Genomic DNA, 22,374 nt, shown 5'->3' with positions numbered 1-22,374 from the left:
GGTTGGACTTCGCTAACCGCCTCCCGCGAGCCCGAAGGCCCGCGGCAGCCAGAGGCTGATCTCGGGCACCCCGACCAGCACCGCCAGCACCCCGATCTGCACCGCCACGAAGGGCAGCACCGCGGCGGCCAGCCGCCAGTAGTTCACGCCCGTCACCGCCGAGATCACCAGCAGACAGCCGCCGAGCGGCGGCGAGACCAGCCCGATGCAGAGGTTGAAACAGAGCACGATCCCGAGGTGCACGGGATCCGCCCCCTGCGCGAGCGCCACGGGCGCCAGCAGCGGCACCAGCAGCGCCAGCGCCACGGGGATGTCGAGCACCATGCCGGCGAGGAGGAAGAGCACGTTGAGCGCGATCATGTATTCGACCGGCCCCAGCCCCATGTCGGCCACCCATTGGCCCAGCATGTCCGGGATGCGCTCCAGCGCGGCGAGATAGCCCAGCGCGGCCGCCGCCGAGATGATGATGAAGATCGAGCCCGACAGCATCGCCGCCCGGCGCAGCGCTTCCAGCACCTCGGAGGCCGGCAGCCCGCCGTAGAAGCGACCCGCGCCCAGCGCCACCAGCACGGCCACCGCCGCGGCCTCGGTCGGCGTCATCCAGCCGAAGACGATCCCGCCCAGGATGACGAGGGGCAGCGACAGCGCTGGCAGGGCGCGCAGCAGCGTGCGCCCCGCGGGCGGCACCTCGTCCCGCTCCAGCCGCGGATGCCCCGCGGCCTGCGCCCAGACGGCGTTGACGACCATGAGCGCGCCCGCCAGCAGCAGCCCCGGGAGGATGCCGGCGAGAAAGAGCGCGGTCACCGAGGTCTGCATCAGTGCGCCGTAGAAGATCAGGATGATCGAGGGCGGCACGATCGGCCCGATGATCGAGGAGCCCGCGGTGATCGCGCCCGCGTAGGGCAGCGAATAGCCCCGCTCGCGCATCGCCGGCACCAGCGTGTTCGACAGCGCCGCCGAATCCGCCACCGCCGAGCCCGAGATGCCCGCGAAGAACACCGAGGTCAGGATGTTGACGTGGCCCAACCCGCCGCGCACCCGGCCCACAAGAACCATCGCCGCGTCGATCAGCACGCGGGTGACGCCGCCGCGGTTCATCAGCTCGCCCGCAAGGATGAAGAGCGGCATCGCCATCAGCGCGAAGACGTCGATCTTCGAGAAGATCTGCTGCGGCAGGATGGCGAGGTAGCGCCCCTGGTCGAGCGCGAGAAAGGCCAGCACCGCCGAACCGCCGATCACGTAGGCGAGGGCCAGCCCCGAGGCCAGCAGAAGCAGCGCCACGACCGGGACAAGCTGAATCATCCCCGGCGCCCCGCGCGCTGGTCTCCGGCCTCTGCCCTCGGCGCCTGCATCGCCCGTCCTCCCCGCGGGCAGGCTAGCACCCGGGCTGACGGTGCGGAAGCCCGCGCCGGCCGCGCCGCCGGCCCGCCTTGCCCGGACGGGGCGCGAGACCCATCTTGAGGGCGGACGCGATGATCAAGGAGAGCCCCATGCAGTGCCCGATCGACGGAACCGAACTGGTGATGACCGAGCGCAGCGGGGTCGAGATCGACTATTGCCCGCAGTGCCGCGGCGTCTGGCTCGACCGCGGCGAACTCGACAAGATCATCGAGCGCAGCGCCGCGCAGATGGCCCCGCAGGCGCAAGCCGCCCGTCCGGTCTATGACGAGGACCACCGCGACAGCGGCTATCGCAAGAAGAAGAAACGCGGCGGCTTCCTCGACGAATTGTTCGATTTCTGAGCGGCCCGCGCCGTAGGGTGCGTGATCTCACGCACCGAAACGCCGGCCAGACCCCGTAGGGTGCGTGATATCACGCACCCTACGGGAACCGCCCGCGTTGCGTGGCGAGCAGACCCCCGGGGGCGCTCCGCACGATCCCTCTCCCGGCCGCCTGATGCCGAGTCTGGCGGGGAGGCCCTGCGCGCAGGACGCTCAGGCGACGGGCGCGGCGGCGCAGGCGCGGAACCGCGCGACCGGCTCCGCCGCACCTTCGAGGGGGAAGGGCACCGCCGCGCCGCCGAGGAGTGCGGTGGCGGTGTCGTTGAACTGAAGCCCGTCGAGCACATTGCCGAAGCCGCGATCGGTGACGGTGAGCGCGCGCCCGCCCGCGCCCAGGCTGTGGCGCGTGGTGGAGATCGTGAGGCCGTGCGGCCCGTCGAAGCGGATGGCGAAGACCGGCCCCTCGGGCCAGGGCGCGCCCGCCCGGGTGATGGTGATGGCGTATTCGGGAATGGCGGGATCGTGGGTCACGACCACCGCCGCCTCCTCCGTCGCGTGGGAGAGGGTGCAGAGGGGATCGGCCGAGAACTCCCAGGCGTGGAGCGGGCCGGCGAGGAGGCAGAGAGCGAGGGCGAGGCGCATGATTGGGAGATAGGACGGGCGTGCGCCCCGGCCATGGGGCCGGGCGTAGGGTGCGTGATCGCACGCACCCGTGGTGGTCCATCGGACGGAGGCATGCCGCGCTCCGGTGAGGCGCTGCCCGGCTGCGGCGGACGTGTAGGGTGCGTGATCTCACGCACCTTTTCCGGGAATGGCGCGGGGTGCGTGGCGAGCACGCACCCTACCTCCCCCGCCGCTTCACGTTCCCCCCTCGCTGCCCCGCACGCCCTGCCGTTGACCGCCCGCTCTTCCCCACGGCCTCGTCGCTGGCCTTCTCCACCGCCTGCTGCCGGGCCAGCGGGTCGTCGTGGACGGCGAGGTCCACGGCCTCCAGCCGCTTGATCTCGTCGCGCAAGCGCGCGGCTTCCTCGAACTCCAGGTTCTCGGCGGCCTTGCGCATGTCCGTTCTCAGCCCGTCGAGGTGGGCCTGAAGGTTGGCGCCGACCAGCGGCTTGTCGATCTTCGCCGTCACGCGGTTCATGTCCACGTCGCCCTTGTAGAGCCCGGCGAGGATGTCCTCGACGTTCTTCTTCACGGTGGCGGGGGTGATCCCGTGTTCCTCGTTGTAGGCGAGCTGCTTGGCGCGGCGGCGGTCGGTCTCGGCGATGGCGCGCTCCATGCTTCCCGTCACGCGGTCGGCATACATGATCACCTTGCCCTCGGCGTTGCGCGCCGCCCGCCCGATGGTCTGGATCAGCGAGGTCTCGGACCGCAGGAAGCCCTCCTTGTCCGCGTCCAGGATCGCCACCAGCCCGCATTCGGGGATGTCCAGCCCCTCGCGCAGCAGGTTGATGCCCACCAGCACGTCGAAGGCGCCCAGCCGCAGGTCGCGCAGGATCTCGATGCGCTCGATGGTGTCGATGTCGGAGTGCATGTAGCGGACCTTGATCCCTTGCTCGTGCAGGTATTCGGTCAGATCCTCCGCCATGCGCTTGGTCAGCGTGGTGCAGAGCGTGCGGTAGCCGCGGGCGGCGACCTTGCGCACCTCGTCGAGCAGGTCGTCCACCTGCATCTCCACCGGGCGGATCTCCACCGGCGGGTCGAGAAGGCCCGTGGGGCGGATCACCTGTTCGGTGAAGACCCCGCCGGTCTGCTCCATCTCCCACGGCCCCGGCGTGGCGGAGACGAAGACCGACTGCGGGCGCATGGCGTCCCATTCCTCGAACTTGAGGGGGCGGTTGTCCATGCAGGAGGGCAGGCGGAAGCCGTGCTCGGCCAGGGTGAACTTGCGCCGGTAGTCGCCGCGGTACATTCCGCCGATCTGCGGCACGGTCACGTGGCTCTCGTCGGCGAAGACGATCGCCGTGTCGGGGATGAACTCGAAGAGGGTGGGGGGCGGCTCGCCCGGCGCGCGGCCGGTGAGGTAGCGCGAGTAGTTCTCGATCCCGTTGCAGACGCCCGTGGCCTCCAGCATCTCGAGGTCGAAGTTTGTGCGCTGCTCCAGCCGCTGGGCTTCCAGCAGCTTGCCCTCGTTCACCAGCTGGTCGAGCCGCTGGCGCAGTTCCTTGCGGATGTTGACGATGGCCTGTTGCAGCGTGGGCTTGGGCGTGACGTAGTGCGAGTTGGCGTAGACGCGGATCTGCTCGAAGGTGCCCGTGCGCTCGCCCGTCAGCGGGTCGAACTCGGTGATCGATTCGAGCTCCTCGCCGAAGAAGCTCAGCCGCCAGGCGCGATCCTCGAGGTGCGCCGGCCAGAGCTCGAGCACGTCGCCCCGCACGCGGAAGCAGCCGCGGTAGAAGGCCGCGTCGTTGCGCTTGTACTGCTGGGCGACGAGGTCGGCGATGATGGCGCGCTGGTCGTAGGACTCGCCCGCCTTCAGGTCCTGGGTCATCGCGCCGTAGGTCTCCACCGAGCCGATGCCGTAGATGCAGGAGACGGAGGCCACGATGATCACGTCGTCCCGTTCCAAGAGCGCCCGGGTGGCCGAGTGGCGCATCCGGTCGATCTGTTCGTTGATCTGGCTTTCCTTCTCGATGTAGGTGTCGCTGCGCGGGACGTAGGCCTCGGGCTGGTAGTAGTCGTAGTAGCTGACGAAGTATTCCACCGCGTTGTCGGGGAAGAAGCCCTTGAATTCGCCGTAAAGCTGCGCGGCCAGCGTCTTGTTGGGGGCGAGGATGATCGCCGGCCTCTGCGTCTCCTCGATCACCTTGGCCATGGTGTAGGTCTTGCCGGTGCCGGTGGCGCCCAGCAGCACCTGGTCGCGCTCGCCGCTCTCGACGCCTTCGGACAGCTCCGCGATGGCGGTGGGCTGGTCGCCCGCGGGCGCGAAATCGGTGTGCATGACGAAGCGCTTGCCGCCCTCCAGCTTGGGGCGGGCGCGCACGTCGGGGGCGGGGGCGTGCAGGGCGGCGTCGGTCATGGGCGGGCTCCTTGTGCAGACCTCAAGCTGGGGCCTGGCGGGCGGCGTTCAAGCCTGCGCGAAATTCGCGCGGAACAGCCGATTCTGTTTGCCTGAAGTGACACCGAAGATGTATGATTTTCCGGCAAGCAGCTCCTTGGCCGTTCGGCCGATCGCATTTTACCCACCCCTCGCTCCCCGCGAAAGGCCGGATGGCCAAGGTCTGCGTGCCGGCCCGGTCGCGGCGCCGCGGCGGCCCTTGTCCGCGGGGCCGCCTTGGTCCATATCTCGCAGGCGTTCTGGACAACAGAGAGGCCCCCATGCCCGCGCGCATCTATCAGCCCGCCCGGTCCGCCACCTCCTCCGGCACGGCCAAGACCAGGCACTGGGTGCTGGAGTATGCCCCCGATCAGCCGCGCGAGGTCGATCCGCTGATGGGCTGGACGTCCTCGGCGGACACCCAGGCGCAGGTGCGGCTGACCTTCGACACCAAGGAGGCCGCGATCGATTACGCGCGCGAGCACGGCATCGACGCGCAGGTTTTCGAGCCGCACAAGCGCCGGACCAACATCCGCCCGCGCGGCTACGGCGAGAACTTCGCCACCGACCGGCGGGGTATGTGGACGCATTGAGCGTGGACCATCGCTGCGCCCGAATTGCGGCAGGGCAGAGAAAAGGCCCCGCGCGTCGCGCACGGGGCCTTTCGCGTCGGGGATGCGCCCTCAGCTCGTGAAGTCGCCGTAGTCGAAGCGCTGCATGTCCTCCACGTCCTGTTCGCGGTAGGGCATGTCGTAGTAGGGGCTTCCGGCCGTCCAGCCGGCGCCGTCCGCGTAGCCGTAGTAGGGATAGGCGCGGTAGCCGACACCGCCGTAGGCGCCGGTCGGCTGCACCACCACGGCCTCGACCTGGCCTTCGCTCAGCACCAGGTCGCTGACGTAGCCGTAATTCATGAAGGTGTCGCCGTCGCGGAGCCTTGCGTAGTCGCCGATCAGCTCGCTCGCGCGCCAGGCGCGCGGCGCGAACATGGCGTCGTCGACGCCGGGCATGGTCTCGTCCGACATTGCCTGCGGGTCGAAGGTGTCGGCGGCGAAATCGTAGTCCTCGACGGTCTCCTCGGTCACCGGCACGGTGATGCCCTCGCCGTCGTCGGTCATCTCGACCTCCTCGAAGGGCACGCTGACATGGGTGTCGCCGATGTCCCAGAAGCCGCCGACCTCGGCGACGATCGCGATCACGTCGCCCTCCGGGCTCAGGATGATATCCTCCATGTCGCCGATCTCTTCGCCGTTCGGGCTGTAGACCTCCATGTCGTCGATGAAGGCCTCGGCGCTCACGCCCTCGGCATAGAGGTCGTCGTAGGTCCACTGCGTGAGCGGCACAACCTCCGCATCCTGGATCGGCGCGGTCATGTCCGCCTGCTCGTCCTGCGCGGCAAGGGGCGCAGCGGTCAGCGCCGTGGCGGCGAAGAGCGCCGCAGTCGTCGTGAACTTCGTCATGTCCTCCTCCTTCGGTCTGCGCCGGGCGCGGCGCGCCGGCATCGGGATGGTCGCCCGGTCGGCCGGGCGCGCGGTTCGGAAGAGCAACGGAAGGGGAGGGGCCGGGGTTCCCGGTCCGGCGCGCTCAGGCCGTCGAACGCTGCGCTGTTTCGGCGCCCGCGGTCTCGGCCGGCCGTGCCACGACCTCGGCGGCGGCGGCCGCGCCGCCGGCCGCGAAGGGGATCGACAGCGCGCGCATCCCGGCCTCGAGCGAGGCCAGCAGCCCCAGAACCATGTGCGCGTTCACATGGCCCATGTGACCGATGCGGAAGAAGCCGCCGGCCTCCGGCGTGCCGGGCTCGGCCATGCCGAGGCCGATGCCGAGCGTCACGCCCGCTTCCTCGGCCATCCAGCGGCGCAGCCGCTCGCCGTGCGGCGCGCCGATGCGCAGCGCGGTCACCGCATGGCTGCGCAGTCCGGGATCGGCGATGTTGAGCTCGAGCGGTCCGCCTGCGCCCCAGCGCGTGCACGCGGCCCAGATCGCGCGGGCGAGCGTGGCGTGCCGTGCGAGCACGTGCTCAAGGCCTTCCTCGGCGATCATGTCGAGCGCCGCGCGCAGGCCGAAGAGGTGATGCGTGGGCGCGGTCCCGCCGAAATACTGGTAGAAATGCTCGGGCGCGGCGCGCGGCGCCCAGTCCCAGTAGCGGCTCACGCGCGGCAGCCGCGCCCGCGCGGCCGCTGCGCGGGCGTTGAAGAAGACGAAGGCCATGCCGGGCGGAACCATCAGGCCCTTCTGGCTGCCGGCCACCATCACGTCCACGCCCCAGGCGTCCATCTCGAAGCGGTCGCAGGCCAGCGAGGCGATGCAATCGGCCATGAGAAGCGCGCCGTGCGCGGTCTCGTCGAGCACCCGCCGCAGCAGCGCGACGTCGTTGCGCACCGAACTCGCCGTGTCGACATGGGTGACCAGCACCGCCCGGATCCGGCCGCCCCGGTCGGCGCGCAAGGCCTCCCGCAGGCGGTCGGGATCGACCGCGGCGCGCTTGCCGAAGTCGAGCAGCTCCACCTCGAGCCCCAGGCCCTCGGCCATCTGCGCCCAGCCCTCGCCGAAGCGGCCTGTGGCCAGCGCGAGAACCTTGTCGCCCGGCGCCAGCGTGTTCGCGAGCGCCGCCTCCCAGGCGCCGTGGCCGTTGGCGGCGTACATCGCCACCTCGCCCTCGGTGCGGGCCACGGCGCGCAGATCGCGCGCGATGCCGGCGGTCATCTCGATGAGGTCGCCCTCGTAGATGTTGGGCGCGGCCCGGTGCATCGCCCCGAGTACCCTGTCCGGCACCACCGAAGGGCCCGGAATGGCGAGATAGGGTCGGCCTTGCGAAAGCGTCATGAACTGCGACTCCGGTGGCGGCCGCGCGACACTACCCGGCGCCCGGCCGGCGTCAACGCCCCGGCGCGGGCGCCGCGCTTGCCAGCGCCGGCCCGAGCCTCTAAACGGCGGGCAGCGATGACAGGCGCCCTCCCGATGCTGACGAAAATCTGGAGCTGGCTGGACGACCGGGAACGCATGCTGCGAAGGTCCTTCGGCACGGACATCTCGACGCCCGGCCAGCGCCGTCTCGCCTGGCTGCACTACCACATGTTCGACCACGCCGCGCTGCGCACGGTCTGGACGAACTTCTTCGAGGTGGCGCCGGGCGTCTACCGCTCGAACCAGCCCACGCATGCGCGCTTCGCGCGCTACCGCGACATGGGGGTGCGCACCGTCATCAACCTGCGCGGCGAGGACAAGCACGCGCAGTATCTCTTCGAGAAGGAGAGCTGCGAGGCGCTCGGCCTGACGCTGGTCAACGCCAAGCTCTGGGCGCGACAGACCGCATCGCGCGCGCGCATCCAGGCGGTGATCGACGCCATGCGCGCCGCGGAACGCCCCTTTCTGTTCCACTGCAAGTCCGGCGCCGACCGGGCGGGCTTCGCCGCCGCGGTCTATCTCATGGTCTTCGAGGGCGTGCCGGTGGAAGAGGCCAAGGCGCAGCTCGGCCTGAAGTACATCCACTTCAAGGGCACCCGGACGGGCGTTCAGGACTATATCCTCGACGTTTACGCGGCGCGGCTCGGGCGCGGCGCGATCCCCTTCGAGGACTGGATCGCCCGCGAATACGACCACAAGGCCATCCAGGCCGGCTTCGACGCGCGCCGCCCGCCGCAGGACCTGGCATGACCGATGACGACGCCCCGCATCCGCGCGGCCTCTTCGCGTGGCTCTGGCGCCGTTATCTCTGGCCGCGCTGGCCGCTTCTGGCCGCCGCCATGGTGTTCATGGTCATCGAGGGCAGCACGCTCGGTCTGCTGAGCTGGATGATGAAGCCGATGTTCGACCGGATCTTCGTCGGCGGCGAGGCCGAGGCGATCCCCTGGGTCGCGCTCGCCTTCTTCGGCATCTTCGCGGTCCGCGGCCTGGCCAGCGTCGCGCATCGCGTGCTGCTCACGCGCCTGTCGGAACTGTCCGCCGCGCAGATCCGGGCCGATCTCGTCGGCCACCTCATGCGCCTGGACGGCAGCTTTCACCAGAGCCACCCGCCGGGCTACCTGATGCAGCGGATCGAGGGCGACGTGAACTCGATCAACAAGGTCTGGCGCACGATCCTGACCGGCGCCGGCCGCGACCTCGTCGCGGTGGTGGCGCTGTTTTCGGTGGCGCTCGGGGTCGACTGGGTCTGGACGCTGATCGCCTGCGTCGGCGCGCCGATCCTGCTCGCGCCGCTCATCCTGCTGCAGCGCTACGTGCGCCGTCAGGCGCGGCGCGCGCGCGACGTGGCGGCGGGGCTCTCGACGCGGCTCAACGAGATCTTCCTCGGCATCGTGCCGGTCAAGCTCAACACGCTCGAGGAGTACCAGGCGGCCCGCTATGCGCGGCTCACGCGCGAGCGGGTCCGCACCCAGACCCGCTCCGCCGCCGGACAGGCGATGATCCCCGGGCTCATCGACATCATGTCGGGGCTGGGTTTCATGGGGGTGCTCTTCTACGGCGGCGCCGAGATCATCGCGGGCGAGAAGACGGTGGGCGATTTCATGTCGTTCTTCGCCGCGATGGGGCTCGCCTTCGATCCCGTGCGCCGGCTGGGCAACATCAGCGGCGTCTGGCAGGTGGCCGCGGCCGGAATCGAGCGCATCAAGGAGCTGCTGTCGACCGAGCCTGCGCTCACCTCGCCCGCCCATCCCGCGCAGCGCCCGCAGGGCGTGCCCGAGATCGTTCTGGAGGAGGTGTATCTCGACTACGGCGACGCCGCCGCGTTGCGCGGGGCGAGCTTCACCGCCGAGGCCGGCAGGAAGACCGCCCTCGTCGGGCCGTCGGGCGCGGGCAAGTCCTCGGTCTTCAATCTGCTCACGCGGCTCGCCGACCCGCAATCGGGCCGCGTCACCGTGGGCGGCGTGCCGGTGCAGGATCTCGATCTGGGCGATCTGCGGCGCCTCTTCTCGGTCGTCAGCCAGGACGCGCTGCTCTTCGACGAGACGCTGCGCGAGAACATCCTGCTCGGCCGGAAGGACGTGGCGGACGACCGCCTGCAGGAGGTGCTCGACGCCGCGCATGTCACCGACTTCCTGCCGCGGCTGTCGCGCGGGCTCGACACGCCGGTGGGGCCGCGCGGCTCGAACCTGTCGGGCGGGCAGCGGCAGCGCGTGGCGATCGCCCGGGCGCTGCTGCGGGACACGCCGGTGCTGCTGCTCGACGAGGCCACCTCGGCGCTCGACACCCAGTCGGAGCGCATGGTGCAGGAGGCGCTCGAGCGGCTGAGCGAGGGGCGCACGACCCTCGTGATCGCGCATCGTCTCTCCACGGTGCGCGACGCCGACCGGATCGTGGTCATGGACGAGGGGCGCGTGGTCGAGACCGGGCGGCACGAGGATCTGCTCGCGCGCGGCGGGGTCTATGCCGATCTGCACCGCCTGCAGATCGAGGATCCCGAGGGCGGCCCGGCATGAGCGCGGCGCCCCGGCGCACCGGCCTGCTGCCGCCCGAGGAACTGCAGGCCATGAGCGGACTCGACTTCCTGCGCGGCTGCATCGCGGGCACCGTTCCCTATCCGCCGGTGGCCGGGCACCTGGGGATGGAGCTGCTCGACGCCGAGGAGGGCGCTGTGCGCTGGCGCGTCAGCCCGCCCGAGTGGTTCCTCAACCCCGCCGGCGTGGTGCATGGCGGCTTCGCCATGACGGTGCTCGACACCGCGATGGCCTGCGCGGTGGACAGCGCCCGGCCCGCCGGGCGCGCCTCGACCACGCTCGAGGCCAAGATAAACCTCACGCGCGCGATCCGGCCCGGCGCAGGCCCGCTCGCGGCGGAGGGTCGGCTCGTCACCATCGGCCAGCGCACCGGAACGGCGGAAGGGCGGCTTCTGGATGCGGCGGGCCGGACGCTCGCCTTCGCCACCACGACCTGCCTGATCTTCGATCCCTGAACCCCGCCGCGCGGACGCGCGTTTGCGTCCGCGCAGGGACCGGGGCCGGCAGGCGGCGCAGGCTCGCACGGCAATCCGTGAACAGGGAGGCGAGGATGGCGACCCTCATGCACGCGCCGCGGCTGTTTTCCGCGATCGCCCGCTGGCTCGACCGGCGCAGCCGGTTTTTCGGCGACATGAGCCGGACCACCGGGGCGGATCTCGACCGGCTGGGGCACGGCTGCGGCGCGGCCGCGCTGCGCCGCGCCGTGATCCGCTGCCAGAGCTGCCGCGTCACCGAGGCTTGCGAGGCCTGGCTCGCCGGGGCGCGGCCCGGCGCCGCGCCGCCCGGCTTCTGCCCCAACGCCGGACTGTTCCGCGAATGGCGCCCGCGCCCGGAACAGCCGCTGGCCGCGGGGCCGTCGGCCGGGCGGACCCGGCGGCTGCCTGCGCGGGCGCTGGCCGCGCTGCGCGACGGCTACGACAGCTATCGCGCGCTTCTGCGCCTCACCGACATGAGCGACGACGAACTCGCCGATCTCGGTCTGCGCGCGAGGACGTGCCGCGCGCCGCCCGAGCGGCCGCCTCAGCCGTAGTGCGCCACCGGCGTGCCGGCGATGGCGGCCATGTTGAGCAGCCCGCGCGCGGTGATCGCGGGGCTCACGATATGCGCGCGGTTGCCCATGCCCATCAGGATCGGCCCCACCTCGAGCCCGTTCGCGCGCATCTTGAGGATGTTGCGCACGCCCGAGGCCGCATCGGCATGGGCGAAGATCAGCACGTTCGCCACGCCCTGCATCCGGTTCTCTGGAAAGACACGGGCGCGCAGCTCGGGGTCGAGGGCCGCGTCGATGTTCATCTCGCCCTCGTAGGCGAAATCGGCCTCCTGCGCGTCGAGGATCTCGAGCGCGGCGCGGATGCGCGCGCCGGTGCCCTCGGCCATCGAGCCGAACTGAGACTGCGAACAGAGCGCGATGTTGGGCGTCAGCCCGAAGCGCCGGACGTGCCGCGCCGCGCCGATCGCCACCTCGGCGATCTGCTCGGGCGCCGGGTCGGCATGGACATGGGTATCGGCTATGAAGAGCGGCCCGTCCTCGAGAATCATCATCGAGAGCGCGCCGTGCGGGCGAAATCCACCGCGCCCAAGCACTTGCGTGACGTAATTCAGGTGCCAGCGATATTCGCCGAAGGTGCCGCAGATCAGGCTGTCGGCTTCCTCGCGGTGCACCATGACCGCGCCGATCGCGGTGGTGTTGGTGCGCATGATCGCGCGGGCGATGTCGGGCGTCGCGCCGCGCCGCGCCATGAGCTCGTGATAGGTCTGCCAGTAGTCGCGATAGCGCGGGTCGTTCTCGGGATTCACGATCTCGACGTCCCGGCCCGGGCGGATCTGGAGCCCGTAGCGTTCGGCCCGCCGCTCGACCACCTCCGGGCGGCCGATCAGGATCGGCGTCTCGGTCGTCTCTTCAAGGATCGCCTGGGCCGCGCGCAGCACGCGCTCGTCCTCGCCTTCCGCGAAGACGATGCGCCGCCGGGCCGTCGCCGCGGCCTCGAAGACTGGCCGCATCAGCAGCGCGGAGCGGAAGACGCTGGCCTCCAGCCGCCGCTTGTAGGCGTCGAGGTCGTCGATGGGGCGCGCGGCGACGCCGCTGTCCATCGCCGCCTTCGCCACCGCCGTGGCCACCACGCCCGAGAGCCGCGGGTCGAAGGGCTTGGGGATCAGGTAGTCGCGCCCGAAGGTCAGCGCCTCGCCACGGTAGGCGGCGGCGGTTTCCGCGCTGGTGGTCTGGCGCGCGATCTCGGCGATGCCCTCGATGCAGGCGATCTGCATGGCGTCGTTGATCTCGGTCGCGCCGGCATCCAGCGCGCCGCGGAAGATGAAGGGAAAGCAGAGGACGTTGTTGACCTGATTGGGGTAGTCGCTGCGCCCCGTCGCGATGATCGCGTCGGGGGCCACGGCGCGCGCCTCCTCCGGCATGATCTCGGGCTCGGGGTTGGCGAGCGCGAAGAGGATCGGCGGGTCGGCCATGCGCGCCACGTCCTCGGGTGTCAGGACCCTTGGTCCCGAGAGCCCCAGGAAGAGGTCCGCGCCCTCGATCACCTCGGACAGGGTCCGCTTTTCGCTGGCCTGCGCGAAGGCGGCCTTTTCGGGGTTCATGTCCACGTCGCGGCCTTCGTGGACGAGCCCGTGGATGTCGCAGAGCCAGACGTTCTCGCGCTTCACGCCGAGCTTCAGCAGCATGTTCAGGCAGGCGATGCCGGCCGCGCCGCCGCCGGTCGAAACCACCTTGATGTCCTCGAACCGCTTGCCCGCCACGCGCAGCGCGTTCGTCGCCGCCGCGCCCACGACGATCGCTGTGCCGTGCTGGTCGTCGTGAAAGACCGGGATGTTCATCCGCTCGCGGCAGAGGCGTTCGACGATGAAGCAGTCGGGCGCCTTGATGTCCTCGAGGTTGATCGCCCCGAAGGTCGGCTCCAGCGCGCAGACGATATCGGCGAGCCGCTCGGGGTCGGACTCCTTCACCTCGATGTCGAAGCAGTCGATGCCGGCGAACTTCTTGAAGAGCACCGCCTTGCCCTCCATCACCGGCTTGGAGGCCAGCGCGCCGATGTCGCCCAGCCCCAGCACCGCCGAGCCGTTGGTGACCACCGCCACGAGGTTGCCGCGCGTAGTGTAGCGCGCCGCGGCCGTCTCGTCGCCCGCGATCTCGAGGCAGGCCTCGGCCACGCCCGGGGAATAGGCCCGCGCCAGGTCGCGGCCGTTGGCCAGCGGTTTGGTCGCGCGGATCTCGAGTTTTCCGGGCTTCGGCTCGGCGTGATAGGCCAGCGCCGCGGCGCGCAGCGCCTCGCGCGTGCTGTCGGTCATGGGCGGGCTCCTCCCTCTGGCGGAGGCACTGTCGTCCAGTTCCCGAAACGGTGCAACGGGCGCGCGCTGTCCGGCAGTGGCGCAGAGGCGCACCCCGCGAAAGGTCGAAAAGCGACATTTCGTGACGGGAATCCGTCGCCTGCGCCCTTGTGCGGGGGGCGGGAGCCCTTACCCTAGGAGGCACGAACAGCCCCAGCCCCATATCGACCCGCCGTCCGGCCGGGCGCTTTCGCGCCCGGCGGCGGTGGCGTCGGCGGGGCGCAGCGAGAGAGCGGAGCGATGTGCGGATTCGTGTGCCTGTGGAAGATCGGCGACGAGGATCTGGCCCAGAGGATGGTGCGCAGGATCGCCCATCGCGGCCCCGACGCGGTCGAGGTGGTGCGCGGGCAGGGGGCGCCGGTCGTCATGGCGCATTGTCGCCTCTCGATCATCGGGCCCCAGGACGGGCGCCAGCCGATCTGGGACAAGGGCGACCTGCTGGTCGCCAACGGCGAGATCTACAACCACGCCGACCTGCGCGCGATCCTGGGCGAATCGGCCTTCGAGACCGAGAGCGACAGCGAGTCGATCCTGCATCTCTTCCGCACCGGCGAGCTGCGCTGGATCGCGAAGCTCGACGGCATGTTCGCCTTCGTGCTGGCGACGCGGAACCGGATCATCGCCGCGCGCGATCCGCTCGGCATCAAGCCGCTCTACATGGCGCGCATCGGCGAGGGTGTGGCTTTCGCCAGCGAACTCAAGGCCTTCGACGGGATCGAGGTGGACCACGTCGAGTCGATCCCGCCGGGCATGCTCTACGACAGCCACGACGGGATGCGGCAATGGTATCGCACGCCCCACGGCGCGGCCGAGGAGGAGCCGGGGCTCGACATCGAGGCGGTCGCGGGCGAATTGCGGCTGGTGCTGGAAGAGGCGGTGGCGAAGTGGATGGTCGCCGACGTGGAGGTGGGCAGCTTCCTCTCCGGCGGGCTCGACAGCTCGATCATCGCGGCGCTGGCCGCGCGGCTTTCTCCTTACCGGCTCAAGACCTTCGCGGTGGGGACCGAGGGCAGCGACGACCTGCGCGCCGCCCGCGAGGTGGCCGCGCACATCGGCTCGGACCATTACGAGGAGGTCTTCACGGCAGAGGACGTTGCCCGCGTGCTGCCGCATGTGATCTACCACCTCGAAAGCGCCGACGTGGACCTCGTGCGCTCCGCGGTGCCGACGCATTTCGCCGCCCGCCTCGCCGCGCGCCACGTCAAGGCGGTGCTGACGGGCGAGGGGGCGGACGAGCTCTTCGCCGGTTACACCTACCACCACGGGTATGCCGACCACCCCCACGAGCTCGCGCAGGAGCTCACCCGCTCGCTCAACGCGATGCACAACATCAACCTGCAGCGCGTGGACCGGGTGACCATGGCCGAGAGCCTGGAGGCGCGCACGCCCTTCCTCGACCGCGACCTGATCGACTTCGCGCAGTCGATCCCCGCCACGCTGAAGATGCGGCGCACCGACCCGGAGGCGGTCGAGAGCACGGGCGAGACGACGGAGAAATGGATCCTGCGCAAGGCGGTGGCCGACCTGCTGCCCGAGAGCCTCGTCTGGCGCAAGAAGGCGCAGTTCGACGAGGGCTCGGGCACCGTGGCCGCGCTGGAGGAGGCGCTGCGGATCGTCTCCGGCGAGGAGGCGCCGCTCGACCGCGCGTCGGAGGGCGCGCTCTACGAGCGGCTTCTGCGCGAGGCCTTCGAGACGCCCGAGCGCATCCTCGAGAACGCCGGCACCTGGGAGAGCGCGGCGCGGGTCACCGCGGCGTGAGCCAAGCGGCGCGGCCTTGCGGCCGCACGTCTTCTGGCACTTCGTGCGGTGGGGGCGCTGCCCCCGTCGCGCGGGACGCGCGACTCCCCCGGGATATTTGACGCAAGGAGAAGACCGGGGGCGGGCGCGCGATTGCTGACCGCGTCCCCGGAGGCGCTTGCAACGCGCCTCTACCCGCCGCAAGACTGTGGGTCCGGGTGTGACAGGGAGGCTGTGATGGATCTTCGCGAGGCGGCGCTGGCGGTGCGTGCGCGGGCGCACGCACCCTACTCGGGCTTCGCGGTCGGTGCTGCCTTGCGCGGCGCGGGCGGCGGTTTGCATGTGGGCTGCAACGTCGAGAACGTGTCCTACCCGGAGGGCACCTGCGCCGAGGCGGGGGCGATCGCGGCCATGGTGGCGGCGGGTGAGACCCGGATCGCGGAGGTCTATGTCGTGGCCGACAGTCCGCAGCCGGTCTCGCCCTGCGGCGGCTGCCGGCAGCGTCTGGCCGAGTTCGCGGCGTCCGACGTGGTGGTGGTCATGGCGACGACCGCCGGTGCGGAGCGGCGGATGACGCTGGGCGCGTTGCTGCCCGGCGCCTTCGGGACCGCGCACATGGCCACCGACTGAATGGAGGCGCGCGCGCTTCTCTCGGCGCTCCGCAGGGGCGAGGCGCCGGCGCCCGAGGCGCTGGCCTGGGCCGCGGCGGCGCTGGCCGACGGGCGGATGTCCGACGCGCAGGCGGGCGCCTTCGCCATGGGGGTCTGCCGCGCGCCGCTCTCGCCGGAGGCCCGCACGGCGCTGACGCTGGCGATGCGCGACAGCGGGCGGGTGCTGGCCTGGGATCTCGACGGGCCGGTCGTCGACAAGCATTCGACGGGCGGTGTGGGCGACTGCGTGAGCCTCGTTCTGGCGCCTGCGCTCGCGGCCTGCGGCGTCTTCGTGCCGATGATCTCGGGGCGGGGGCTGGGGCATACCGGCGGCACGCTCGACAAGATGGAGGCGATTCCGGGGCTGCGCGTGGATCTGGAGGAGCGCCAGCTCCGCCAGGTGGTCGCCCGCGCGGGTTGCGCCATCGCCGCGGCGAGCGCCGAGCTCGCGCCGGCCGACCGGCGGCTCTACGCCGTGCGCGACGTGACCGGCACGGTGGAGAGCCTCGACCTGATTACCGCCTCGATCCTGTCGAAGAAACTCGCGGCCGGGCTCGACGCGCTGGTGCTCGACGTCAAGCTGGGCTCGGGCGCCTTCATGAAAACGCGCGAGGCGGCAGAGGCGCTGGCCGCGGCGCTCGTCGCGACGGCCAACGCCGCCGGCTGCCGGACCTCGGCGCTGGTTACCGACATGAGCCAGCCGCTCGCGCCGGCACTGGGCAACGCGCTCGAGGTGGAGGAGGCGCTTAAGGTGCTCACCGGTGCGGCCCGGGGGCGGCTGCATGATCTGACCGTCGCGCTGGGCGGCGAGGCGCTGGCGCGCGCCGGCGGGGCGGGCGAGGCGGCCGAGGGCGCGGGCCGCATCGCCGAGGCGATCGCCTCGGGCGCGGCGGCGGAGCGCTTCGGCCGGATGGTGGCGGCGATGGGCGGGCCCGTGGCCTTCGTCGAGGACTGGCGGCGCTTCCTGCCCGAGGCGCCGGTGATCCGTGAGGTTCCCGCGACCGGGGCGGGGCATGTCGCCGCGATCGACGGCGAGGCGCTGGGTCTCGCCGTCGTGGATCTGGGCGGCGGGCGCAAGGTCGAGAGCGACCGCGTGGACCCGGCGGTGGGGTTGTCGGAGGTCGTGGCCCTGGGCGCGCGCGTGGACAAGGGGCAGCCCCTCGCCCGCGTCCATGCCGCGCGCGAGGGCCAGGCGGAGGCCGCCGTGCGCGCGGTGCGCGCGGCGATCCGGCTGGGGGCGGCCGGGGAAGCGCCGCCGCTTGTGGCGGAGCGTGTGGCGCCGTGACGCGCGCCTTTCTGGTCGTGATGGACAGCCTCGGGATCGGCGGCGCGCCGGATGCGCATCGCTTCTTCAATGCGGGTCGCCCGGACACCGGCGCCAATACCGTCGCGCATATCGCGCAGGCCTGCGCGCGCGGGCAGGCCGAGGAGGGCCGCAGCGGGCCGCTGCACCTTCCGGTGCTGGACGGGCTGGGGCTGGGCGCCGCCGTGCGGCTCGCCAGCGGCGAGGAGGCGCCGGGCCTCGGGGGCGCATCGGAGGGTCTGTGGGGCGCGGCGACCGAGGCGAGCGCGGGCAAGGACACGCCCTCGGGGCACTGGGAGCTCGCGGGCCTGCCGGTGCCGTGGGAATGGACCCATTTCCCGGACACCGTGCCCGCGTTTCCCGACGATCTGGTGGCCGAGGTCTGCCGGCTGGCGGGCACGGAAGGCATCCTCGGCAACTGCCACGCCTCGGGCACCGAGATCCTCGCGCGTCTCGGCGCGGAGCATCTGCGCACGGGCTGGCCGATCTGCTACACCTCGGCCGACAGCGTCTTTCAGATCGCGGCGCACGAAGAGGCCTTCGGCCTCGACCGGCTGCTGGCGCTGTGCGAGGCGCTCGCCCCGCGGCTGCACGCGATTCGGGTGGGCCGCGTGATCGCGCGGCCCTTCTTGGGCGATCCCGGGGGCGGGTTCACCCGCACGGGCAACCGTCGCGACTACGCCATGGCGCCGCCGGCGCCGGTGCTGACCAACTGGGTGCAGCAGGCCGGGGGACGGGTGATCGGCCTGGGCAAGATCGGCGACATCTTCTCGATGTCGGGCATCGACGCGCTGCGGAAGGGGACCGATGCCGAGCTGATGGCCCATCTCGGCGACTGCGTCGACGGGGCGCCCGAGGGCAGCCTGACCTTCGCCAATTTCGTCGAGTTCGACAGCCTCTGGGGGCATCGGCGCAACGTGTCGGGTTATGCTCGCGCGCTGGAGTGGTTCGACGGGGCGCTTGGGCGGCTGCTGCCGCGGCTGCGCGAGGGCGACCTCTTGCTCCTGACCGCGGATCACGGCAACGACCCCACCTGGACGGGCACCGACCACACGCGGGAACGGGTGCCGGTGCTCTGCGCGGGGGTCGGGAAGGGCAGCCTCGGGTGCGTCGCCTTCGCCGATGTGGCCGCGAGCGTGGCCGCGCATCTGGGCGTGCCCGCGCAGGGACCGGGAAGGAGCTTTCTGTGACGCTGGCCGAGCTGCCGAAGATCGAGCTGCACCTGCACATCGAAGGCGCTGCGCCGCCGGAGTTCGTGCGCCGGCTCGCGGCCGAGAAACATGTCGATCTCTCGGGGATCTTCCGCCCCGACGGCGCCTATGCCTTCCACGGCTTCAAGCATTTCCTCGAGGTCTACGAGGCGGCCACCAGCGTCCTGCGCACGCCGGAGGACTACGCGCGCCTCACGCGCGCCGTGCTCGAACGCAGCGCCGAGGCAGGGGTGATCTATACCGAGGCCTTCCTCAGCCCCGATTTCTGCGGCGGCGGCGAGGTGGCCGCCTGGCGCGACTACGTCGCGGCTATTGCGGAGGCCGCGGCGCAGGCGGACGCGGCGCGAGGAGTCGCGATGCGCGGGGTCGTCACCTGCATCCGGCATTTCGGCCCCGAGCGCGCGAAGGCGGCAGCCCTCTGCGCCGCCGAGACGGCGGGCGAGTTCGTCACCGGCTTCGGCATGGGCGGCGACGAGCGCATGGGCCGGCAGAGCGATTTCGCCTGGGCCTTCGACTGCGCCCGCGAGGCAGGGCTGGGGCTGACCACGCATGCCGGCGAATGGGCAGGGCCCGAGTCGGTCGCCGAGGCGCTCGAACTGGGCGTCGCGCGCATCGGCCACGGCGTGCGCGCGGTCGAGGATCCGGCGCTCGTTGACCGGCTGGCCGAGCGCGGCGTGGTGCTCGAGGTCTGCCCGGGGTCGAACCTGGCGCTCGGGCTCTATCCGGCGCCGGAGGCGCATCCGATCGACCGGCTGCGCGCGGCGGGCGTCCCGGTCACGGTGTCGACCGACGATCCCCCCTTCTTCCACACCGACATGGTACGCGAATACGCGCTGCTCAACCGCGCCTTCGGCTGGGAGGAGGACGTCTTCGCCGAGCTCAACCGGACCGCGGCGCGCGCGGCCTTCTGCGACGAGGCGCTGCGCGCGCGGTTGCTCGAGCGGATCGGCTGACCGGGGCAGGCGCCTTTCGCTCAGCCGGGCCGGCGCGCGATGACGAATTCCGCCGCGCCCGGCGTCGGCTGCCAGCGGTGCTCCAGCTCGAAGCCCGCCGCCTCCATCGCGCCGGTCAGCTCTTCGGCGGTGAACCATTGCAGCGGGGGGAACAGGCCCAGCGGAGCGAGGGCCCGCACGACGGGGCGCAGCGCCCGGACGCGCCCGCCGAGACAGAAGGTGGTCGAGAAGAAGCGTCCGCCGGGGCGGAGCGCCGCATGGACGCGCGCGATGGTATCGCGCCAGTCGGGCAGCAGATGCAGCAGGCTGTGCGCGAGAATCGCGTCGGCGCCGGGGGTGGCCAGCGCCGCCTCCGTGTCGCCGACTTGGAAGGCGACGTTCTCCACCCCCGCGCCCCTTTCCCGGGCGATGCCGATCATGGCGGGCGAGATGTCCCAGGCCTCGATGCGCGCCACATGCGGCGCGAGCGCCAGCGCCGTCGTGCCGGTCCCGCAGCCCAGCTCGACGATGCGATCTTCGGGGGCGAGCCGCACGCGGGCGAGTCGCAGCTTTTCGGCATGGGCGGCCTTGTCCGACAGCGGGCGGCGCGCATAGCGCCGCGCGATCATGTTCCAGAAGCGGGGATCGCCGGACATCGGTGCCTCCGTGGGGATCAGCGGGTGGAGTCTCGCACGGATCCGGCAGGACGGCGAGGCGCGAAGCGGGTTGCGCCGCCGTGTCGCGGCCTTACGAAGGGGGGAGGCCCCAGCAAGGACGACCCGCCGATGACAGACCGCACGATTCCCGACCAGCTCACCATCGTCGATCACCCGCTCGTGCAGCACAAGCTCACGCACATGCGGGAGAAGACCACCTCCACCGCCGGCTTTCGCCGCCTCCTGCGCGAGATCAGCCAGCTTCTGGCCTACGAGGTCACGCGCCACCTGCCGCTGACCACGCAGCTGATCGAGACGCCGCTCGCGGAGATGGAGGCGCCGGTGCTCGCGGGCAAGAAGCTCGCGCTCATCTCGATCCTGCGCGCGGGCAACGGGCTGCTGGACGGCGTTCTGGAACTCGTGCCCTCGGCGCGGGTGGGCTTCATCGGGCTCTATCGCGACGAGGCCACGCTGAAGCCCGTTCAGTATTACTTCAAGGTGCCCGACGGGCTCGACGGGCGGCTGGTCATCGTCGTCGATCCGATGCTCGCGACGGGCAATTCCTCGGTCAAGGCGATCGAGCTGCTCAAGGAGCGCGGCGCGCGCGACATCCGCTTTCTCTGCCTGCTCGCCGCGCCGGAGGGTGTCGCGCGGATGGCCGAGGCGCATCCGGACGTGCCCATCGTGACCGCCGCGCTCGACGAGCGGCTCAACGACAAGGGCTATATCCTGCCCGGGCTGGGCGACGCCGGAGATCGCATGTTCGGCACAAAATGAAGCACAGCAACGCTTTACTCGCAGCATGTCCTGCGGCATGCTTTCCAGGCATCTGTGGGGGATGACATGACGCTGAAGACAGTGATTTCGCGCGGTGCGCTGGGCGCGTGTCTGGTCGCGCTGGCCGTGCCCGGCCTGGCGCAGACGCTCGACACGGCGGGTCCGCCGGCGGAGTTTCCGCCCGAGTCCTACGAGGGGCGGCAGTATGTGGACAGCCGCGGCTGCGTCTATATCCGCGCAGGCGTCGACGGCGACGTGACTTGGGTGCCGCGGGTGAACCGCGACCGCGAGCAGCTCTGCGGCTTCCAGCCGACCTTCGCCGAGGCGCCGGAGCCGACCTCGCAGGAACCCGCCGCCCCGCAGGAGCCCGAGGTCGCCGAGAGCACGCCTGCCGAGGCCGAGCCCGAGCGCCCCGAGCCGCAGCAGGAGGCGACCCCCGCGCCGACGGAGACCGCCGCGGCGCCGCAGCGCACCGAACCGCGCGCAGAACCGCCCGCCCAGCGCCCCGCGCGCACGCGGATCCAGGTTCCGCGGCGCGCACCGCAACCCGCCCCGCGGGCGACCGCCGACCCGATCGAGACCGTCGCCTCGCTGCCGGCCGGGCAGGCGCAGCCTTCGCAACGCCCGGCGCGGTCCGGTGTGGTGGCCGCGCCGCAGGCAGCCGCGGACGCGGGGTGTCCGGGCGGAAGCGCGCTGTCCCGGGGCTACCTCGTGGCGCGCGAGGGGGAGCGGCTGCGCTGCGGGCCGCAGGCCCGCCCGCCCTACAGCTTCCGCATCATCGCCGCCTCGGAGGTCGAGTCGTTGCCGGAGGGCGCGCGCGTCTATCGCTACCAGGGCACGCGCGCAGATGGCGGCATGGTCTACCGCAGCGTCTCGGGCCGCCCGGTTTCCGGCGAGGCGCGGGTCTTGCCGCGCCATCTCTGGCAGCCGCCCGAGCCCGCCTCGGCGCAGGTCGAGGTGCCTGAGGGCTACGAGCCCGCCTGGAAGGACGGCCGCCTCAACCCGCGCCGCGCCGAACAGACGCTCGACGGGCGCGCGGAGATGCTTCTGATCTGGACGAACACCACGCCGCGCCGCCTCGTCGACCGGGCGAGCGGAGAGGACGTGACCGCGCAGCACCCGCGGCTCTTCTATCCCTTCACGGACCTGGCGACGCAGAACGCCTACCTCGCCGCGAAGGACGAACTGCAGGTCAGGGTGGCCAGCGACGGCCGCGTGCGGCTGGTGCCGAAGCCCGAGGCACGCGAGACGCAGGTCGCCGCCCGCCCGACGCCCGCGGCGCAGCAGGCGGCGCCCACGCGTGCGCCCGAGGCGACCGGACCCGCCCACCGTTTCGTGCAGGTGGGCACCTTCGGCGTGCCGTCGAACGCAAGGCGCACGGCGGCGCGGCTTCAGTCGATGGGGCTTCCGGTGCGGCTGGCGCCGATGACCCGGGGCGGCAAGCGCTATCAGGTCGTGCTGGCCGGCCCCTTCGACAACCGGTCGCAGGTGCAGGGGGCGCTCGGTCGGGCGCGGCAGGCCGGGTTCCACGATGCCTTCCCGCGCAACTGACCTCTGAGCAGGCTATGCCCGGACAGCG

20 protein-coding genes are annotated in these 22,374 nt (G+C 71.6%); 13 read left to right on the top strand and 7 right to left on the bottom strand.

Annotated elements, in window-relative coordinates; translation table 11 throughout:
- Positions 1-12: 12 nt before the first annotated feature.
- Positions 13-1,302: a TRAP transporter large permease gene (locus DRV85_RS01475; RefSeq protein WP_113287646.1), complete on the bottom strand. Its 1,290-nt coding sequence runs from the start codon at positions 1,300-1,302 to the stop codon at positions 13-15.
- A 188-nt stretch (positions 1,303-1,490) separates the two neighbouring features.
- Here DRV85_RS01475 and DRV85_RS01470 point away from each other — a divergent pair, with 188 nt between their 5' ends.
- Positions 1,491-1,742 carry a TFIIB-type zinc ribbon-containing protein gene (locus DRV85_RS01470; protein WP_113287771.1) on the top strand — a complete coding sequence of 84 codons (252 nt, stop codon included), beginning with the start codon at positions 1,491-1,493 and terminating at the stop codon, positions 1,740-1,742.
- 192 nt (positions 1,743-1,934) lie between these two features.
- On the opposite strand, the gene DRV85_RS01465 is transcribed toward DRV85_RS01470, so the two are convergent.
- Positions 1,935-2,363: a hypothetical protein gene (locus tag DRV85_RS01465; protein ID WP_113287645.1), complete on the bottom strand. Its 429-nt coding sequence runs from the start codon at positions 2,361-2,363 to the stop codon at positions 1,935-1,937.
- Between the two features lie 199 nt (positions 2,364-2,562).
- Positions 2,563-4,740: an excinuclease ABC subunit UvrB gene (uvrB, locus tag DRV85_RS01460; protein WP_113287644.1), complete on the bottom strand. Its 2,178-nt coding sequence runs from the start codon at positions 4,738-4,740 to the stop codon at positions 2,563-2,565.
- A 299-nt stretch (positions 4,741-5,039) separates the two neighbouring features.
- On the opposite strand from uvrB, the gene DRV85_RS01455 reads away from it, so the two are divergent.
- Entirely contained in the window at positions 5,040-5,351 is a 312-nt protein-coding gene (locus DRV85_RS01455; RefSeq protein WP_113287643.1) for an ETC complex I subunit, read from the top strand.
- 90 nt (positions 5,352-5,441) lie between these two features.
- Here the strand turns inward: DRV85_RS01455 and DRV85_RS01450 are convergent, their stop codons facing one another.
- The gene (locus DRV85_RS01450) at positions 5,442-6,215 is read right to left on the bottom strand and encodes a PRC-barrel domain-containing protein (RefSeq protein WP_158540091.1); all 774 of its coding nucleotides are present in this window, start codon (positions 6,213-6,215) and stop codon (positions 5,442-5,444) included.
- A 124-nt stretch (positions 6,216-6,339) separates the two neighbouring features.
- Positions 6,340-7,578 carry a pyridoxal-phosphate-dependent aminotransferase family protein gene (locus DRV85_RS01445; protein WP_113287641.1) on the bottom strand — a complete coding sequence of 413 codons (1,239 nt, stop codon included), beginning with the start codon at positions 7,576-7,578 and terminating at the stop codon, positions 6,340-6,342.
- A gap of 135 nt (positions 7,579-7,713) precedes the next feature.
- Between DRV85_RS01445 and DRV85_RS01440 the strand changes: the two genes are divergently transcribed.
- The 4 genes from DRV85_RS01440 (at position 7,714) to DRV85_RS01425 (ending at position 11,220) form a co-directional block, all read left to right on the top strand.
- Positions 7,714-8,409 (top strand): fused DSP-PTPase phosphatase/NAD kinase-like protein, encoded by a 696-nt coding sequence (locus DRV85_RS01440; protein WP_113287640.1) that lies wholly within the window; start codon positions 7,714-7,716, stop codon positions 8,407-8,409.
- On the top strand, positions 8,406-10,172 hold the full coding sequence (locus tag DRV85_RS01435; RefSeq protein ID WP_113287639.1) for an ABC transporter ATP-binding protein: 1,767 nt from the start codon (positions 8,406-8,408) through the stop codon (positions 10,170-10,172). Before DRV85_RS01440 ends, DRV85_RS01435 begins: the two co-directional genes overlap by 4 nt.
- The gene (locus tag DRV85_RS01430) at positions 10,169-10,645 is read left to right on the top strand and encodes a PaaI family thioesterase (RefSeq protein WP_113287638.1); all 477 of its coding nucleotides are present in this window, start codon (positions 10,169-10,171) and stop codon (positions 10,643-10,645) included. The genes DRV85_RS01435 and DRV85_RS01430 overlap by 4 nt, the downstream gene beginning before the upstream one ends.
- Before the next feature lie 95 nt (positions 10,646-10,740).
- Positions 10,741-11,220, top strand: a complete 480-nt coding sequence (locus DRV85_RS01425) for a DUF6455 family protein (RefSeq protein ID WP_113287637.1) — start codon at positions 10,741-10,743, stop codon at positions 11,218-11,220.
- Here the strand turns inward: DRV85_RS01425 and DRV85_RS01420 are convergent.
- On the bottom strand, positions 11,211-13,490 hold the full coding sequence (locus DRV85_RS01420) for an NADP-dependent malic enzyme (protein WP_113287636.1): 2,280 nt from the start codon (positions 13,488-13,490) through the stop codon (positions 11,211-11,213). The genes DRV85_RS01425 and DRV85_RS01420 overlap by 10 nt on opposite strands.
- 279 nt (positions 13,491-13,769) lie before the next feature.
- Between DRV85_RS01420 and asnB the strand changes: the two genes are divergently transcribed.
- The 5 genes from asnB (at position 13,770) to DRV85_RS01395 (ending at position 19,383) form a co-directional block, all read left to right on the top strand.
- Positions 13,770-15,287: an asparagine synthase (glutamine-hydrolyzing) gene (gene asnB / locus DRV85_RS01415; RefSeq protein ID WP_113287635.1), complete on the top strand. Its 1,518-nt coding sequence runs from the start codon at positions 13,770-13,772 to the stop codon at positions 15,285-15,287.
- Positions 15,288-15,503: 216 nt separating this feature from the next.
- Positions 15,504-15,896, top strand: coding sequence for a cytidine deaminase (locus tag DRV85_RS01410; RefSeq protein WP_113287634.1), 393 nt, complete (start codon positions 15,504-15,506; stop codon positions 15,894-15,896).
- Positions 15,897-17,201 carry a thymidine phosphorylase gene (locus DRV85_RS01405; protein WP_113287633.1) on the top strand — a complete coding sequence of 435 codons (1,305 nt, stop codon included), beginning with the start codon at positions 15,897-15,899 and terminating at the stop codon, positions 17,199-17,201.
- Positions 17,198-18,409: a phosphopentomutase gene (locus DRV85_RS01400; protein WP_113287632.1), complete on the top strand. Its 1,212-nt coding sequence runs from the start codon at positions 17,198-17,200 to the stop codon at positions 18,407-18,409. The genes DRV85_RS01405 and DRV85_RS01400 overlap by 4 nt, the downstream gene beginning before the upstream one ends.
- Positions 18,406-19,383, top strand: a complete 978-nt coding sequence (locus DRV85_RS01395) for an adenosine deaminase (protein ID WP_113287631.1) — start codon at positions 18,406-18,408, stop codon at positions 19,381-19,383. The genes DRV85_RS01400 and DRV85_RS01395 overlap by 4 nt, the downstream gene beginning before the upstream one ends.
- Before the next feature lie 20 nt (positions 19,384-19,403).
- On the opposite strand, the gene DRV85_RS01390 is transcribed toward DRV85_RS01395, so the two are convergent.
- Positions 19,404-20,018 (bottom strand): class I SAM-dependent methyltransferase, encoded by a 615-nt coding sequence (locus DRV85_RS01390; RefSeq protein WP_113287630.1) that lies wholly within the window; start codon positions 20,016-20,018, stop codon positions 19,404-19,406.
- A gap of 129 nt (positions 20,019-20,147) precedes the next feature.
- Here DRV85_RS01390 and upp point away from each other — a divergent pair, with 129 nt between their 5' ends.
- Positions 20,148-20,795 (top strand): uracil phosphoribosyltransferase, encoded by a 648-nt coding sequence (upp, locus tag DRV85_RS01385; protein WP_420820898.1) that lies wholly within the window; start codon positions 20,148-20,150, stop codon positions 20,793-20,795.
- Positions 20,796-20,861: 66 nt separating this feature from the next.
- Positions 20,862-22,346 (top strand): SPOR domain-containing protein, encoded by a 1,485-nt coding sequence (locus tag DRV85_RS01380; protein WP_113287629.1) that lies wholly within the window; start codon positions 20,862-20,864, stop codon positions 22,344-22,346.
- Positions 22,347-22,374 lie beyond the last annotated feature (28 nt).

This window comes from Rhodosalinus halophilus (assembly GCF_003298775.1).
Taxonomy (GTDB): domain Bacteria; phylum Pseudomonadota; class Alphaproteobacteria; order Rhodobacterales; family Rhodobacteraceae; genus Rhodosalinus; species Rhodosalinus halophilus.
Note: the sequence above shows the minus strand (reverse complement) of the source record. Positions and strands in the feature narration are given on the sequence as shown.